Source organism: Brevundimonas sp., from assembly GCF_052436175.1.
In the GTDB taxonomy this organism is placed as follows: domain Bacteria; phylum Pseudomonadota; class Alphaproteobacteria; order Caulobacterales; family Caulobacteraceae; genus Brevundimonas.
This window is the reverse complement of the sequence record NZ_JBQVNM010000069.1, coordinates 1-14,652: the sequence shown is the minus strand read 5'-3', so window position 1 is coordinate 14,652 and position 14,652 is coordinate 1. Positions and strand designations below refer to the sequence as shown.

At 68.1% G+C, this 14,652-nt stretch carries 15 protein-coding genes; 8 read left to right on the top strand and 7 right to left on the bottom strand.

What is annotated here, in order from left to right; all coding sequences use genetic code 11:
• From ACT6QK_RS13010 to ACT6QK_RS12990, 5 genes are all read right to left on the bottom strand, one after another.
• The coding region (locus ACT6QK_RS13010; RefSeq protein WP_444598248.1) for an inositol monophosphatase family protein at window positions 1–563 on the bottom strand (563 nt) is incomplete at its 3' end.
• 88 nt (window positions 564–651) lie between these two features.
• Window positions 652–1,221, bottom strand: coding sequence for an elongation factor P (gene efp, locus ACT6QK_RS13005; protein ID WP_444598247.1), 570 nt, complete (start codon window positions 1,219–1,221; stop codon window positions 652–654).
• Between the two features lie 121 nt (window positions 1,222–1,342).
• Complete coding sequence (locus tag ACT6QK_RS13000) at window positions 1,343–1,897, bottom strand: tryptophan-rich sensory protein (RefSeq protein WP_444598246.1); 555 nt, start codon at window positions 1,895–1,897, stop codon at window positions 1,343–1,345.
• A 54-nt stretch (window positions 1,898–1,951) separates the two neighbouring features.
• A complete protein-coding gene (locus ACT6QK_RS12995) occupies window positions 1,952–2,197 on the bottom strand; it encodes a helix-turn-helix domain-containing protein (RefSeq protein ID WP_444598245.1) in 246 nt (81 codons plus the stop codon).
• The gene (locus ACT6QK_RS12990; protein WP_444598244.1) at window positions 2,197–2,697 is read right to left on the bottom strand and encodes a DUF2975 domain-containing protein; all 501 of its coding nucleotides are present in this window, start codon (window positions 2,695–2,697) and stop codon (window positions 2,197–2,199) included. Before ACT6QK_RS12990 ends, ACT6QK_RS12995 begins: the two co-directional genes overlap by 1 nt.
• A gap of 94 nt (window positions 2,698–2,791) precedes the next feature.
• Here ACT6QK_RS12990 and ACT6QK_RS12985 point away from each other — a divergent pair, with 94 nt between their 5' ends.
• The 4 genes from ACT6QK_RS12985 to ACT6QK_RS12970 all read left to right on the top strand — a co-directional run bounded on the left by ACT6QK_RS12985 (window position 2,792) and on the right by ACT6QK_RS12970 (window position 8,922).
• Window positions 2,792–3,724 carry an ABC transporter ATP-binding protein gene (locus ACT6QK_RS12985; RefSeq protein ID WP_444598243.1) on the top strand — a complete coding sequence of 311 codons (933 nt, stop codon included), beginning with the start codon at window positions 2,792–2,794 and terminating at the stop codon, window positions 3,722–3,724.
• A complete protein-coding gene (locus tag ACT6QK_RS12980) occupies window positions 3,724–4,449 on the top strand; it encodes an ABC transporter permease (RefSeq protein ID WP_444598242.1) in 726 nt (241 codons plus the stop codon). The genes ACT6QK_RS12985 and ACT6QK_RS12980 overlap by 1 nt, the downstream gene beginning before the upstream one ends.
• A gap of 232 nt (window positions 4,450–4,681) precedes the next feature.
• A complete protein-coding gene (locus ACT6QK_RS12975) occupies window positions 4,682–7,207 on the top strand; it encodes a TonB-dependent receptor (RefSeq protein ID WP_444598241.1) in 2,526 nt (841 codons plus the stop codon).
• Between the two features lie 11 nt (window positions 7,208–7,218).
• On the top strand, window positions 7,219–8,922 hold the full coding sequence (locus ACT6QK_RS12970) for an alkaline phosphatase D family protein (RefSeq protein ID WP_444598240.1): 1,704 nt from the start codon (window positions 7,219–7,221) through the stop codon (window positions 8,920–8,922).
• A gap of 4 nt (window positions 8,923–8,926) precedes the next feature.
• On the opposite strand, the gene bfr is transcribed toward ACT6QK_RS12970, so the two are convergent.
• Both bfr and ACT6QK_RS12960 read right to left on the bottom strand, forming a co-directional pair.
• Window positions 8,927–9,427 (bottom strand): bacterioferritin, encoded by a 501-nt coding sequence (gene bfr / locus ACT6QK_RS12965; RefSeq protein ID WP_444598239.1) that lies wholly within the window; start codon window positions 9,425–9,427, stop codon window positions 8,927–8,929.
• 177 nt (window positions 9,428–9,604) lie between these two features.
• Complete coding sequence (locus ACT6QK_RS12960; RefSeq protein WP_444598238.1) at window positions 9,605–9,790, bottom strand: (2Fe-2S)-binding protein; 186 nt, start codon at window positions 9,788–9,790, stop codon at window positions 9,605–9,607.
• Between the two features lie 129 nt (window positions 9,791–9,919).
• Here ACT6QK_RS12960 and ACT6QK_RS12955 point away from each other — a divergent pair, with 129 nt between their 5' ends.
• The 4 genes from ACT6QK_RS12955 to ACT6QK_RS12940 all read left to right on the top strand — a co-directional run.
• Entirely contained in the window at window positions 9,920–11,896 is a 1,977-nt protein-coding gene (locus tag ACT6QK_RS12955) for a beta-propeller domain-containing protein (RefSeq protein ID WP_444598237.1), read from the top strand.
• 31 nt (window positions 11,897–11,927) lie between these two features.
• A complete protein-coding gene (thiE, locus tag ACT6QK_RS12950; protein WP_444598236.1) occupies window positions 11,928–12,623 on the top strand; it encodes a thiamine phosphate synthase in 696 nt (231 codons plus the stop codon).
• A 101-nt stretch (window positions 12,624–12,724) separates the two neighbouring features.
• On the top strand, window positions 12,725–14,413 hold the full coding sequence (locus ACT6QK_RS12945) for an ATP-binding protein (protein ID WP_444598235.1): 1,689 nt from the start codon (window positions 12,725–12,727) through the stop codon (window positions 14,411–14,413).
• A gap of 42 nt (window positions 14,414–14,455) precedes the next feature.
• Window positions 14,456–14,652 (top strand): hypothetical protein (locus ACT6QK_RS12940; RefSeq protein WP_444598234.1); only part of this gene is annotated, 197 nt, incomplete at its 3' end.

The window sequence follows — 14,652 nt, the reverse complement described above, 5'->3', positions numbered from 1 at the left end:
GCCGTGCGCTGGCCGATGGCGTGGATGTCCTTGATGGTCTGGGCGTGGCCGGTCTTGCCGATGAAGGGCAGGCCCGTGGAGATCAGGCTTTCGGACAGGTCGCGGCGACCGGCGACGCGGATGCGTTGGTCGTTCAGATAGCAGCCCTTGCCCTTCTCGGCCCAGAACATCTCGTTGGTGATGGGATTGTAGGTGACGCCGGCCACGATCTCCGACGAGCCGTCCGGTGCAAAGCGTTGCAGCCCCACCGTGATGGCGAAGTGGGGCATGGCGTGCATGAAGTTGGTGGTGCCGTCGATCGGGTCGACGATCCAGGTGTGGGACTTGTCGGTCCCCTCGACCATGCCGCGTTCCTCGCCTAGGAAGCCGTAGCCGGGGCGAGCCTTCATCAGCAGCTCGAACAGGGTGTCCTCGGCCTTGATGTCGGCGGCGGTGACGAAGTCGCCGGGACCCTTGCGCGAGACCTGCAACTGCGCGACCTCGCCGAAGTCGCGCAGCATCGGCCGGGCGGTCTTGCGAACCGCGTCGATCATGACGGAAACGAGAGCGGAAGCCAAAGCCAAGGTTCTAGGTTCCAGGGGCTAGGGGTTAGGGGGTGTTTCGGTGGGCGGTCCCGGCTCTCGCTAGAACCTAGAACCCAGAACCTGAAACCTAGTCCGCGCGGCGGACGTATTCGCCGGTGCTCGTGTCGACGACGATGCGCTCGCCGGCGGACATGTAGGGCGGGATCATGATGCGCACGCCGTTGTCGGCGATGGCGGGCTTGTAGGAGGACGAGGCCGTCTGGCCCTTCACGGTCGGCTCGGTCTCGGCGACGGTCAGGGTGACCTGATCGGGCAGCGACAGGCCGATCGGGCGATCCTCGTGCATCTCGATGACCACCTTCATGCCGTCCTGGAGGTAGGGGATGGAATCCTCGCCGACCCAGTCCTTCTGCAGTTCGATCTGCTCGTAGGTGGCGTCGTCCATGAAGACCAGGGCGTCGCCCTGTTCGTAGAGGTAGGAGAAGTCCTTCTGCTCGAGCGTGACGCGCTCGACCTTGTCTTCGGAGCGGAAGCGTTCGTTCAGTTTGTTGCCGGTCTCGAGGTTCTTGGCCTCGACGTTGGCGAAGGCGCCGCCCTTGCCGGGCTTGACGTGGCTGGCCTTGGTGACGACCCAGAGGCCGCCGTTGTGCTGAAGCACCATGCCGGGCTTGATGGTGTTGCCGTTGATCTTGGCCATCGGAGATTCACTGTCTGAAGGAGCGCCGCCCGTCCCGTGACAGGCGCGCGAAAGAGGGCGCGATCCCTAGAGGATGCGGCCGAAAAGGGCAAGGCGGGGCAGGGAGCCGCCTGGACGGCGCTCAGTGCACGGTGGGCCGTTGGTCGTCGATCTTGCGCTCGACCAGATTGGCCAGTTTGACGCCCGCGCCGGTCGGGGCGGCCAGCTTGCCTGTGCCGTCGTCCAGCTTGCGCGCCTCATGGGCGAAGGCGGCGGCCAGGCCCGCGCTGGTCATGGCGGCCGCCATCTGGCCGAACAGGGTCGAGGGGCGGGCCGCCAGCCACAGGGCGTTGATCCCCTGGGCCGCCGCCCAGAGGCCCAGCGACCGGCCGCGCCCCGGCCGCGACGGCGCGTTCCAGACCCGTAGCGCCGACAGGGTGGTGGCGGAAAAGACGGCGGGCAGGATCAGGCTCAGAGAACCCGTCGGCCGTTCAGTGATCGGCCCGGTCTGGCCCCGCAGATGGCGCGGCGTGCGGCGGGGCTTGATCGCTCCGGTGGCCAGGGCCGTCGCGAGGATGGCGAATCCGGCCGTGACCGCCACGCCCAATGCCACGTGGGCGGCGCTGCGCCCCTCGCTGTTGAGGAAGTCGGTCGCCGCCTCGGCCACGTCGTCCAGGGTGTCGTCGATGCTGCTCATGGTCCCGCCTCCGCTACCGTGAAGGTGGAATGGGCGGGGCCGGGCAGGGTTCCCTCAGACCTCCTCATCGCCCTCAGGCAGCGCCAGATCGGCCGGATCAAGGTCGTAGTCGAGGAGGTCGCCGGGCCTGCAGTCCAGGGCCGCGCACAGGCGGGCCAGGGTGCGGAAGCGGATGCCCTTGACCTTGCCGGAGCGGAACAGGGACAGCTGGGTCTCGCTGATGCCGACCTGGGCGGCCAGATCGCGGGCCTTGATCCCCTTCTTGACGATCAGGGCGTCGAGGGTGACGCGGACGGGCATCAGACCATCTCGTCCAGTTCGGCCTGGATATGATCGGCCTGATCCACCACCCGACCCAGCAGGAACAGGGCGCCGCCGATCATGCCCAGCGTCATCGAGGCGACGTCGAAATTCAGATAGCCGCCGGTGCTCGCGCCGATCCAGCGCAGGATGTTCGAGACCGCGAAGACGGCCAGCAGGCCGCCGACCCCGAGCGCCAGGCCGACGCGGCGCAGGGCGTCGGCAAGAGTGGGCTGGATCAGACGGCCCCGGGAGATCTGGCTCATCGCCCGGCCGATCGACCAGACGCCGAACAGGTAGCAGAAGGACGGCGAGCCCATGATGAGGCCCGTCAGGATGTGAAATCCGTAGTTCGGCAACCCGCCCCTGAGGCCGATGACGAAGGGCGCGATCACATACATCAGCGCCAGAACCGCCCCGACGCTGCACACCATGAAGACCGCCAGCCAGCGAAACTGGCCGCAGCGGGTGCGGAAGCGGCCGAGGTCTGTCGTCGTCATGGAGTGCTGAAATCCTGTCCTATCTTTAATCTTGACTTAAAGACGAACGCTTCGCAACTTTATATCGCACTTAAATGAAACGGGGCGGCGGGGGATGGCGACGGCGATTGAGACGGAGGGCCTGACGCGGCGGTTCGGCCGCCATCTGGCGGTGGACGGGGTGTCGATGACCGTGCCGGAACGGGCGGTCTACGGCTTCCTGGGCCGCAACGGCGCGGGCAAGACGACGACGCTGAAAATGCTGCTGGGGCTGTTGAAGCCGAGCGCCGGATTGGCGCGGATCAATGGCGTCGACGTGGCGCGCGACCGGATCGGGGCGGCGCGTCAGGTCGGAGCGCTGCTGGAGGCGCACGGCTTCTACGGCAACCTGACGGGGCGAGAGAATCTCGACCTGACGCGGGTGCTGCTGGGGCTGCCTCCGACCGAAATCGATCGGGTGCTGGAGGTCGTCGACATGACGGGAAGCGCCGGCAAACGCGTGTCGGACTTCTCACTGGGCATGCGGCAGCGGCTGGGTCTGGCCCGCGCGATGCTGGGCGCCCCGCCGGTGCTGATCCTCGACGAGCCGACCAACGGGCTGGACCCGGACGGCATCGCCGACATGCGGCGCTTCCTGAAGACCTTGCCGGAGCGGACCGGGGCGACGGTGCTGCTGTCCAGCCATCTGCTGGGGGAGATCGAGCAGACGGCGACCCATATCGGCATCGTCAGCCAGGGCAGGCTGGTGCTGGAAGGCGATCTGGCGCGGCTGAAGGCCGATCTGGCGCCCGAGATCGGCCTGAGGGTCGATGACGAGGGCAGGGCGGCCAAGGTGCTGCGCGCCCGCGACCTGACCCTGGTTCAGGACGCCGAGGGCTGGGCCGCGCGGCTCAGACCCGGCGATGATCCCGAGGCGGCGACGGCGGGCCTGAACCGCGCCCTGGTCGAGGCCGGGGTCGAGGTCTTCGCCATCGCCCCCCGCGCCCGCTCGCTTGAGGGCATCTATCGCTCCGTCTCGGACGGCGCCCGGCAACCGGAGACCGTCTGATGCTCGCTGTCCTGTCCGTCGAACTGAGGAAGCTGAACCGGTCGCTGGCGGCCGTGCTGGCCGTGGCCGCGCCATCGCTGATCGCGATGTTCGGCTTCTTCATGGTGCTGAGAGGCCCGAGGGCCCAGCCGTGGGAAATGTGGATGATCAGCGCCATCGGCATCTGGGCCTATTTCATGCTGCCGATGAGCGTGACGGCCCTGACGGCCCTGGTCGCCCACATGGAACACGGGCCGAAATCCTGGGACCATCTGCGCGGCTTGCCCCTGCCGCGCTGGCGGCTCTATGCCGCCAAGGCGGTGATGGTCTTGCTGGTGGTGGCGATCATGAGTCTGCTGACGCTGCTGCTGACCTGGGGCGCGGTGGTGCTGGCTACGACCCTCAAGCCTGAGCTGACGCCGACAGGACCGTTCGAGCTGGGGCGCTATGCTGCAACCATGGGCAAGGTCTTCCTCGCCGCCATCCTGATGATCGCGATCCAGCTATGGATCGCCCTGCGGTTCGCGAGCTTCGTGCCCGCCCTCGTCGTCGGGATCGGGGGAACCTTCTTCTCGGTCGTCGCCACCTCGGCGAAGCAGGGGGTCTTCTTCCCCTGGCAGATGCCGGTCAACATGCTGGCGACCGAGGCATGGCGCGTGAACACCGCGCTCGGGCTGGGCTGTGGTCTGGGCCTGGTCGCCCTGGTCCTCGCAACGGCCCATCTGAGCCGCCGGGAGGTGTTGTAGCGTCCGTCGCCCATGGCGGAGCCTTGGGCGACGGTCTTCGTCATCGCCCACTAACTTATCCACGCGTTCGATCCGCGCGCGGCGATGGGCGGGACGGGGTCCGTAACGGTTCGGGGCCGGATCAATCGTCAGGCTTCTGTCTGACGAGGTTCACGCCCGCGTCGCCGATCCGTCGCCGGAGCGCCGCCGACGCCCGCTAGCTCGGCCTTTCGGATTTCGAGGGGATCGAGCGATGCGTGGTTTCAAGATGGCCCTGACGGGGGCGACCATCCTGGCGACCTGGAGCGGACTGGCCTTCGCGGCCGCGGCCCAGACGGCGCCGGAAGAGGCGGCCAGCCAGGTCGAGGACGTCATCGTCACCGCCCAGCTGCGCGCCCAGGATCCGATCGAGGTTCCCTTCGCCCTGACCGCCTACTCCGGTCGCAAGCTGGAAGAGCTGGGTGTGCAGGAGTTCGACCAGCTGTCGGCCTTCACCCCAGGCTTCCTGGTGCAGAACCAGTCACCCAACAACCCGGGCTTCGTGATGCGCGGCATCACTTCGGACTCGGGCGCGGCGACGGCGGAGCCCCGGGTCTCGGTCTATCAGGACGGGGTGTCGATCTCGAAGTCGCGCGGCTCCTATGTCGAACTGTTCGATCTGGAGCGGGTCGAGATCGCCAAGGGGCCGCAGTCGACCCTCTATGGCCGCGGCGCCCTGATCGGGGCGGTCAATCTGGTGCAGAACCGGGCGCGCCCCGGTCAGATCGACGCCGAGATGACGGCCGAGGCCGGGAACTATGAGTACCGCATGGTTCAGGGCTTCCTGAACGCCCCGCTGGGCGAGGACGCGGCGATCCGCATCGCCGGGCGGCTCAAGACGCGCGACGGCTTCGTCGACAACCTGCTGGGCGGCGAGGCCTTCAACGGCATCGAGACCCGCGCCCTGCGCGCCTCGGCGGCCTGGGCGCCGTCGGACGCCATGCGGTTCGACCTGATCGCCAACTGGCAGGCCGACACGGCCACGGGCACCTCGTTCAAGTCGATCGCCTATACCCCGGCCGACCCGACGACCGGCGCGGTGCTGGGCGGACGCGAACCCTGGGAGGGGGCGGCCCTGACGCCGGGCGCCCTGTTCGACGGCGGTCAATCCCTGGGTCTGGACCGGGAGGTCTGGGGCGTGACGGGTCTGGCGAAGTGGACGCTGGCGCCGTCCCTGACGCTGAACTCGACGACGGCCTATCGCCAGTTCGACAACTACGAGACCTTTGATCCGGACGGCATCTCCCTGCCGATCCTGACGGCGGCGGAGGACACCCACGGCGAGCAGTGGAGCCAGGAGCTGCGGCTGAACTTCGACAACGGCGGCGCCCTGTCGGGCTTCGTCGGCGGCGGCTGGTTCCATGAGGAGGGGTTCCAGCGGGCCCCGACCCAGTATGACGAACGCATCGCCCTAGCCCAGCTGGCGGCGTCGAGCCCGGCCCTGGGCAGTCTGCTGGACGGCCAGCCGGGGGTGACGGGGACCAACACCCTGCCGTCGGCGGCCTATCCGACCATCGCGCGGACGGTGCTGGCGGGGCTGGGCGTGCCGGCGCCCTTCCTGACGGGGATCACCAACAATCTGAAGTCGGCCCATATCGAGGAATCGACCAACTCCAGTGAACTGACGTCATACGATCTGTTCGCCGACGTGACTTGGCGGGCGACCGAGCGGCTGGAGTTCGCCGCCGGGGTGCGCTGGACCCGGGACGAGAAGACCACGGGCTATGCGGCCTCGATCACCAACGGCCGGTCGATCCTGGCGGCGGTGCAGGCCCTGCCGCGCATTCCGGCGGCGAACCAGGTCGCCTATCTGACGGCCCTGGCGACGCCGGGCGCGGTGAATGCGCCGGTCTCGGCCCTGTTCCCACTGTTCGGCCTGATCGCCCAGCCGACGGCGAACAATGGCGACTTCGTCTATGGCGACCATGAGGACGACGGCGTGACCTGGCGTCTGACGGGGCGCTATGCGGTGTCGGACGACGCCAGCCTCTACGCCAACTATGCGCGGGGCCGCCGCCCAGAAGTGCTGACGGTCGGCGGGCCGTCGGTTCCATTCGGCGCTCCGACCTTCGCGGTGGTGGACGCCGAGACGGTCGACAGCTTCGAGGTCGGCGGCAAGTCCGCCCTGATGGGGCGGCGCCTGCGTCTGGACGGGGCGGTCTTCTACTACACCTATGAAAACTTCCAGACGACCGAGCAGCAGGGTCTGAACTTCGTCACGGTCAACGCCGGGGAGGCGACGGCCTATGGCTTCGAGGGGCAGTTCAATCTCGACCTGAACGACAGTCTCGAACTGTTCGGGACCTATGCCTACAACCATTCGCGCTTCGACACCGGGGCGCGGGACGGCAACCGCTTTCGTCTGTCGCCCGATCACATGGCCTCGATCGGGGCGGTGTGGCGCATCCCGGCGATGGGCGGCGAGATCGAGGTCCAGCCGACCTACACCTGGCAGTCCAAGGTCTTCTTCGACGACGACAACGACCGGACGGACCTGCAGGCGAGGAACCTCGTGCCCGATCTGATCGTGGACGAGTTCCAGGACAGCTACGGCCTGATGAACCTGCGCATCCGCTACGCCCCGGCTTCGGGCAACTGGGGTCTGGAGGCGTTCGGCGACAACATCCTGGATGAAAAATACATCAAGGACGCGGGCAACACCGGCGACGCCCTGGGCATGCCGACCTTCATCGCCGGACGCCCCGCCACCTACGGCGTCGGCTTCACCGTCCGCTACTAGGAAGCCCGATCATGGCCATCGATCGTCGCAGTCTACTGGGCTTGATCGGTGCGGGGGCGGCCACGCCTGCCGTCGCCGCAGCGGCCCCCGTCCAGAGCCGCCCAGTGCAGTTCCTGCATGGCGTGGCGTCGGGCGATCCGGACCGGACCTCCGCCGTCTTCTGGACCCGGGTCACCCCGGCGGACTTGGGCGGGGGCGATGTCCTGCTTGACCTGGAGGTCGCCCATGACGCCGCCTTCACCCGGATGGCGCGGCGTTCGCAGGGCCTCAGGGCCCGGGCCAGCCGCGACTTCACCGTCAAGCACGATCTGGACGGGCAGGGGCTGGAGCCGGGGACCGAGTATTTCTATCGCTTCGTCGCCGGAGACGTGGTTTCACCCGTCGGGCGGGTGAAGACCCTGCCGGTCGGGGCGACGGCGGACGTGGTTCTGGCGGTGGCGTCGTGCCAGCTCTATCCGGGCGGGCTGTTCAACGCCTGGGACGCGGTGTCGAAGCTGGAGCGGCTGGATGCGGTCGTCCATCTCGGCGACTACATCTATGAGTACGGGGCCGAGGCCGGGGACTACGGCATGGCGACCGGGGCGGCCCTGAGCCGTCTGCCTCAGCCGCCGCACGAGATCGTCAGCCTGGACGACTACCGGCTGCGTCACGCCCAGTACAAATCGGACCCGGACCTTCAGGCCGCCCATGCGCGGGCCGCCTTCATCTGCGTCTGGGATGACCACGAGGTGACCAACGACGCCTGGGCCGCCGGGGCCCAGAACCACCAGCCCGAAACGGAGGGCGACTACGCCGTGCGCAAGGCGACGGCGCTGCGGGCCTACTACGAGTGGATGCCGATCCGCGAGCCGAAGGCCGGGGCGCTGAAGGAGGCGATCCAGCGCAGTTTCCACTTCGGCGACCTGGCCAGTCTGACGATGGTCGAGACCCGGCTTCAGGGTCGGACGGAGCAACTCGACTACGGCAAGGACCTGACGATGACGGCCGGGCCGGACGGCAAGCCCGTGCCCGACCTGGCGGCCTTCATGGCGAAACGCGACGCGCCCGACCGCGACCTGATGGACGAGGCCCAGCGCCGATGGCTGCAGGGCGAACTGCAGGCCTCGCGCGCGGCGGGCCGGCCGTGGCAGGTGCTGGGCAACCAGGTGGTCATGGCCCGGGTCGCCGGGCCGAACGTGGCGGCCATGATGACGCCTGAACAGCTGGCCGGGATGCTGGCGGGCCTGCCGGCCGAGGTCCGGGCCGAGGTGGCGATGTCGGTCGCCCTGTTCAGCCAGGGCGCGCCGTTCAATCTGGACGCCTGGGACGGCTATCCGGCCGGTCGCGAGCGGCTTTATGAGGCCTTCAAGGCCGCCGGGATCCAGCCCATCGTCCTGGCGGGCGACAGCCACGCCTTCTGGGTCAACGATCTGAAGGATGCGGCCGGCGAGCGCCGGGCGATCGAGTTCGGCACGACCGCTATCTCAAGCCCCTCGCCCGGAGACGCGGTCCGGCCCCTGCCGCTCGGCGAGGCCCTGGCCGCGACCAATGAGGAGGTCGTGTTCTGTGACCAGTCGTCAAAGGGCTATGTGCTGCTGACCCTGACGCCGAACGCCGCCAGGGCCGAACTGGTCGCCGTCTCGACCCTACTGGCCAAGCCCTACGAGACCAAAGTCGTGAAGGTGGCCCGGGTGACGCGCGGCGAGGCGGGGCTGGCCCTTACCCTGGAAGGGTAGGCGATCAGCCGCCCGTGGCGGCCCCGTCGGTGACGATCTCCTTCATCGCCGACTGCAGATAGTTCTGGGCGCCCATCAGCTCGATCAGCTTGTGCTGGTTCTCGAGGAAGTCGATGTGCTCCTCGGTGTCGGCCAGGATCTTCATCAGCAGGTCGCGGCTGACATAGTCGCGGGCCTCCTCGCACTGGGTCACGGCGGCGGAGGTGGTCGTGCGGCTGTCGAGTTCCAGTTGCAGGTCGGCGCCCAGGCATTCGATGGGGTGCTCGCCCACCTTCAGCTTGTGCAGATCCTGCAGATTCGGCAGGCCGTCCAGGAAGAGGATGCGCTTGATCAGCATGTCGGCGTGCTTCATCTCGCCGATCGATTCCTCGTAGATCACATTGCCGAGATGGGCCAGGCCCCAGCTCTCGAACATGCGGGCGTGCAGGAAATACTGGTTCACCGCCGTCAGTTCGTTGGTTAGCACCGCGTTGAGGGTGCGGATGATCGCGGGATCGCCCTTCATGGCCATGGTCCTTGCTCGTCTGTCGGCGTCGCGTCGCGTGACGCCGAGGCCTGTGATTACGAGCGGTACAATACCACGCAAAAGCGCCCGCAGGTCATTTGCGAGTGTTTATCATCATATTGATATTGCGAACGATTTCGGTCTGAGACCGACTATCAGAGGCGTTGTCGGAAGGGGTTATTCCGCCGCCATGGCGAAGGCCTGACGGCTTTCGTCGATCATCTCGCGCATCTCGCAGACGCATTTGGCGCACTGGGCCTGGCACTGGTTGGCGGCGAAGATGTCACGCGGCCGGCAGGCGCCCGCCTCGATGGCGAGGGCGACGTCACGCTGGCGAAGGCCATTGCAGTTGCAGACGTACAAGGGAGGACGCTCTTTACCGGACTGATAATCATTCTCTATCGCGATGATAATCAGAGTGCAAGTCGTTCGCATTGATCGCGGTTGTCGCAGGCGGTGGGGTATGGGACGCAGGAACAGCGAAGGAAGATCATGCGGAAACGATCGAAAGCACTGGCCTGGGTCCTGTCGGCGGCGGCTCTGGCGGCGGGTTCGGCTTCAGCGGCGCCGGTCACGACCCAGCGTTTGACTGCATTTGGTTCGTCTGTCGAAATGGCCGCCTGGGTGGCGCACCGATCTCAGGACGAGCAGGCGGACTGCCCGCCGCATGTGCCCGACTGTCTCGACTCTATGGTGGAGGAGTTGGTGGTCACCGGATCGCGGATATCCGCCCCTTCATCGATCACCAACAACCAGGAGGCGGGCGTCGACGAGGGCGATATCGTCAAGATGCGCGGCGACACCCTGATCATCCTGAGGCGGGGACGGCTGTTCACCGTCGATACTGCGAACGGCGGGCTAAAGGCGGTAGATTCCATCGACGCCTATCCGCCCGGCGTGACGCCCGATGCAGACGGTGACGACTGGTACGACGAGATGCTGGTCTCCGGGGATTGGGTGGTGGTGATCGGCTACAGCTATGGACGCGGCGGGACCGAGATCAACCGCTTCCGTCTGGATAGGCGGGGACGGCTGACCTTCGTGGACAGTCACCACCTGTCCTCGAACGACTACTACTCGTCGCGCAACTACGCCTCTCGCCTCGTGGGAACCCAGTTGGTCGTCTATGCGCCGATCGAGGTCGATACGGCGGAAGAAGCGCTCGCCGACCTGCCGGCGCTGGTCCGCTGGCGAGAGGACGGGCGGGGCGTCCGCCGGCGACTGGTCGAGGCCAAGGACGTCTATCAGGCTCCGCCTCTCCCTGGGACCGCCGAGGCGGAGGTCAATACGCTGCACGCCGTCACTCGCTGCGATCTGGCCCAACCCCGCCTGATCTGTCGCGCCACGGCCATACTGGGGCCGTGGTCGCGGACCTTCTATGTGGCGCCGGATGCGATCTATGTGTGGATGACCCATGATCGGCCGCGCGGAGCGAAGGACGGCTTCTCGTCCTCGCTGATTTATCGCGTGCCGCTGGACGGCGCCGCGCCCCAGGCCGCCCGTGCGAGAGGAGCGCCGGTGGATCAGTTTTCCTTCGCCGAAGACGCGGCCAGCGGTCTGCTGAGGGTTCTTGTGCGGTCTGAGGGCGGGGGTGACGCCATGTGGCGGGCCGAATTCAGCGATGGGGGCGTGGCCCTGCTGACCCTGCCGCTGTCGCGTTTCGGGGATGGCGCGGCGGAGGCGCGGTCCGAGGACTATCGGATGCTGGGCCTCGCGCCGGACAACGGCTGGCGGATGCTCAACCGTTTCACGCCGGATCACGTGATCTACAGCTTCTCAGGCGGAGACCGGTCCTCGAGCGACGGAGGGCAGTCGCTGATCAGTATCGCGGCCCTGGACCCGGCGGGGCCCTTGGGGCAGACGCCGATGAGCCTCCTGGCCTCGGGCGCGGTGGAACGGATCGAGCCTGTGGGTCAGGACGCCTTGATCGTCAGCCGGGAAACCGATCATAAAGCCGAGCGATCCGCGGTTGTATTCCGGTCACTCGACCTGAACACGACCTGGAATGATCGGCGGTTGCCGCCGCGCCTGTCGCACACCTATCGCCTGACGGCGGCGAAGGGGGCCGAGACCCGCAGCCACGCCTTCTTCTATCAGCCCGACATGGACCGGCCGGACGGCGAGCGGGGCGTCATGGGCCTGCCCGTCGTGCGTACGGCCGGGCCATCGGGCGACGGCGCCGTCCTGTCGGACGATCTGTTCGACGACGCCGCTGACATGGCCTTATTGCGTCGCGGCCAGAACAGGGTGTCGCCACTCGGCGTCTTGCTGTCCGACCCCGCGGGGCAGATGGATGACGGCTGCACAGTGTCCTGTGTGGACTGGTACGGCGACGCCCGTCCCATCTTCGTCGGAAACCGCATCTTCGCCCTGCTGGGATATGAATTGGTCGAAGGCGTCGAGCGCGAGCGCTCGATCCGGGAACTGCGGCGGGTCAGCTTCGCTCCGTCGGCGCGGGCCCGCCATTGACGCGGAGCCCCCGGCGTCGCACTTCCCGGGCATGGCCAAGACCTCGCAGACCCGGCAACCGCAAATCCCCGAGCGCCCGCCGACGCGGCTGTATCTGATCACCCCGCCGGTGATCGATGATCTGGAGGCCTTCGCCGGCGATCTGGAGGCGGCGCTGGGGGCGGGGGATGTGGCGGCGCTGCAGGTGCGGCTGAAGCTGGCGGACGATGCGGCGATCACGGCGGCGGTCGAGCGGCTGGGGCCGATCGCGCGGGCGCATGACGTGGCCCTGATCCTGAACGATCGGCCGGACCTGGCCCAGGCTCTGGGCTGCGACGGCGCGCATGTCGGCCAGTCAGACGTTTCCGTCGCCTCGGCCCGTCGGATCATGGGCGGCAACGCCATGATCGGCGCCACCTGTCACGACAGTCGCGACCTGGCCATGGAGGCGGCCGAGGCGGGGGCCGACTATGTCGCCTTCGGCGCCTTCTTCCCCACCGATACGAAGGAGACGACGTACCGGCCCGATCCGGAAATCCTGACCATCTGGCAGCAGACGGTCGAGATTCCCTGCGTCGCCATCGGCGGGATCAACGCCGACAACGCGGCTGGCCTGGCTCGGGCGGGCGCGGATTTCGTGGCGGTCAGCGCGGCGGTGTGGCGTCATCCCGAAGGTCCGGCGGCGGGCGTGCGGTCAATGAACGCCGCTCTCAACGCGGCTGTGGTTGAGGCCCAGGCTGCGACCTGAGGGCGCACCCGGCCGCGCGCCGACGAATCTGTGGATCGCTTCAGGGGATATTTAGGAAGGCTGTGCTTTTCTGAGCCTCCGAGACGTGCCGGAAGTCCAGAATGCCCCTTAGCCGCGCGATGCATCCGGGTGACCTCGACGTCACCGCCCCGGTCGCGCCGACGCGTGCGCCACGGGCGACGCCGCGCACCGCGCCCAATGTCTTCTCCCAGCCGCTGATCCCGATCGGGACGGCCATCGCCGTGACCGTCCTGACCCTGATGGCCGCCCGCTTTGGGCATACAGGGAATCATGCGGCCGTGCTGTGGTTGGCCAATGCGGTCGCGACGGGCATGTGGCTGCGCACCGGCCGAGGCCTGGCGTTCGACCTGCCGTTCGGCGGCCTGATGGCCTGCGGCCTCGCCGCCGGAATGCTTCTGTCGGGCTACGATCCCCTGGATGCGGCCATGCTGGTCCTGGCCAACCTGGCCGAGATCGTCGCAGGGGTGCTGCTGGTCCGGCGGCTGGCGCCGGGGCTGAGGATCATATCGGTGCGCACCGGCGTGCGTGTCCTGGCGGCCCTGATGACGGCGTCCGCCGTCAGCGCCTTGGCTGGCGCTGTCGGCCTGCAGATGGTGTTTTCGACCCCCCTGACGTCCGGCGTCCAGCTCTGGATGTTCGGCCACGCCCTGGGCCTGGCCATCGTCACCCCCTTGATCCTGTCGATCGACGGCAAGATGCTGGCCGATCTGCGGCGCCCGCTGCGCGCGGCCGAGGCGGTGGTCATGCTGGGCGGGGTCGCTGCCCTGGCCTACGCTCTGTCGTTCGAGTTCTCGGCGCCCCTGGCCTTCCTGATGAACCCGTTGATCCTGGTGGTGGCCATTCGGCTGAGGGTTGTGGGGGTCACGATCGCCATGCTGACGGTGACGCTCTTCATGCTGGGGTCGCTGATCTACAGCGCCGGACCGCCCGCCACGATCGGACTGCCGATGGCCACACGGGTGCTGATGGCGCAGTTGCATCTGGCCTTCGCCTATGTGCCGTATCTGCTGGTCGCCACCCTGATCGAGGAGCGCGGGCGGCTGTGGGCCCAGGCGCGCGCCGGTCTCGCGCGGGCGGAGCGGGCGTCGGAAGCCAAGTCGCGGCTGCTGGCCAATGTCGCCCACGAGATCAAGAGCCCCGTGGCGGGCGTCATCGGCATCGGCGAGCTGTGGTCCTCGGGTCAGCTGGGTCCGGTCAACGCGACCCAGACCGAGATGGCCGGGATGCTGGTCAAGACCGCCAGACAGGTCGAGACCCTGGCGCACGACCTGCTCGACGTGGCCCGCGCCGAGGCGGGCACGGTGAAGGTCGAGGCGCGGCCGACCGAGATCGTCAGCCTGGTCGAGGACGTGCGACGCACCGCCCTGCTGCGGCCGGAGGCCAAGGGGGTGGCGATCACCATCGACGCCGAAACGCCCAGCCAGGTCGCCCTGGTCGATTCACAGCGGCTGGGCCAGGTGATCGACAACCTGGCGGTCAACGCCCTGAAATACGGCGCTTCGGGCGGTCGGGTGGAGTTTCGGGTCAAGTCCTGCGCCCTCGGGGTGCGGATCGAGGTGGCGGACGCCGGTCCGGGCCTGTCCCCGGCCAAACAGGCGCAGTTGTTCGAGCCGTTCAACCGGCTCGGCCTCGAGCGATCGACCATCGAGGGGCATGGCGTCGGCCTGGCCCTGGCGCGGCGGCTGGTCGAGCTGCAGGGCGGCGAGATCGGGGTCATCTCGGCCGAGGGCGAGGGCGCGACCTTCTGGGTCGAGGTGCCCGCCGCCTGAGCGGCCTTGCTGTCGCCGCGTTTCCGGGTTGAACCTCCCGAAATGAACGCAATCGCTTTCCGCCGCCGTCCCGCCTTTGTCCTGCTGGGCCTGGCGCCTGTTCTGCTGACCGGGGCCGCCGCCGCCCAGACCTCGGGCGCCACGACCCCGCCGCCCTCGGCGGCCGCAGAGGCCGGCCGCAACCTGACGCGCAACCTGAACGCGGCCCCGCCCGCGGCTGTAGCCCCGCCCGCGACGGT

What these genes read in the sequence shown, in the direction of transcription:
- ACT6QK_RS12985 (WP_444598243.1), top strand. Translation starts at nt 2,792, where the DNA reads ATGGCGACGGCGATTGAGACGGAGGGCCTGACGCGGCGGTTCGGCCGC.
- ACT6QK_RS12995 (WP_444598245.1), bottom strand. Translation starts at nt 2,197, where the DNA reads ATGCCCGTCCGCGTCACCCTCGACGCCCTGATCGTCAAGAAGGGGATC.
- ACT6QK_RS12945 (WP_444598235.1), top strand. Translation starts at nt 12,725, where the DNA reads ATGCCCCTTAGCCGCGCGATGCATCCGGGTGACCTCGACGTCACCGCC.
- ACT6QK_RS13000 (WP_444598246.1), bottom strand. Translation starts at nt 1,897, where the DNA reads ATGAGCAGCATCGACGACACCCTGGACGACGTGGCCGAGGCGGCGACC.
- thiE (WP_444598236.1), top strand. Translation starts at nt 11,928, where the DNA reads ATGGCCAAGACCTCGCAGACCCGGCAACCGCAAATCCCCGAGCGCCCG.
- ACT6QK_RS12955 (WP_444598237.1), top strand. Translation starts at nt 9,920, where the DNA reads ATGCGGAAACGATCGAAAGCACTGGCCTGGGTCCTGTCGGCGGCGGCT.
- ACT6QK_RS12970 (WP_444598240.1), top strand. Translation starts at nt 7,219, where the DNA reads ATGGCCATCGATCGTCGCAGTCTACTGGGCTTGATCGGTGCGGGGGCG.
- ACT6QK_RS12990 (WP_444598244.1), bottom strand. Translation starts at nt 2,697, where the DNA reads ATGACGACGACAGACCTCGGCCGCTTCCGCACCCGCTGCGGCCAGTTT.
- ACT6QK_RS12975 (WP_444598241.1), top strand. Translation starts at nt 4,682, where the DNA reads ATGCGTGGTTTCAAGATGGCCCTGACGGGGGCGACCATCCTGGCGACC.
- ACT6QK_RS12980 (WP_444598242.1), top strand. Translation starts at nt 3,724, where the DNA reads ATGCTCGCTGTCCTGTCCGTCGAACTGAGGAAGCTGAACCGGTCGCTG.
- efp (WP_444598247.1), bottom strand. Translation starts at nt 1,221, where the DNA reads ATGGCCAAGATCAACGGCAACACCATCAAGCCCGGCATGGTGCTTCAG.
- bfr (WP_444598239.1), bottom strand. Translation starts at nt 9,427, where the DNA reads ATGAAGGGCGATCCCGCGATCATCCGCACCCTCAACGCGGTGCTAACC.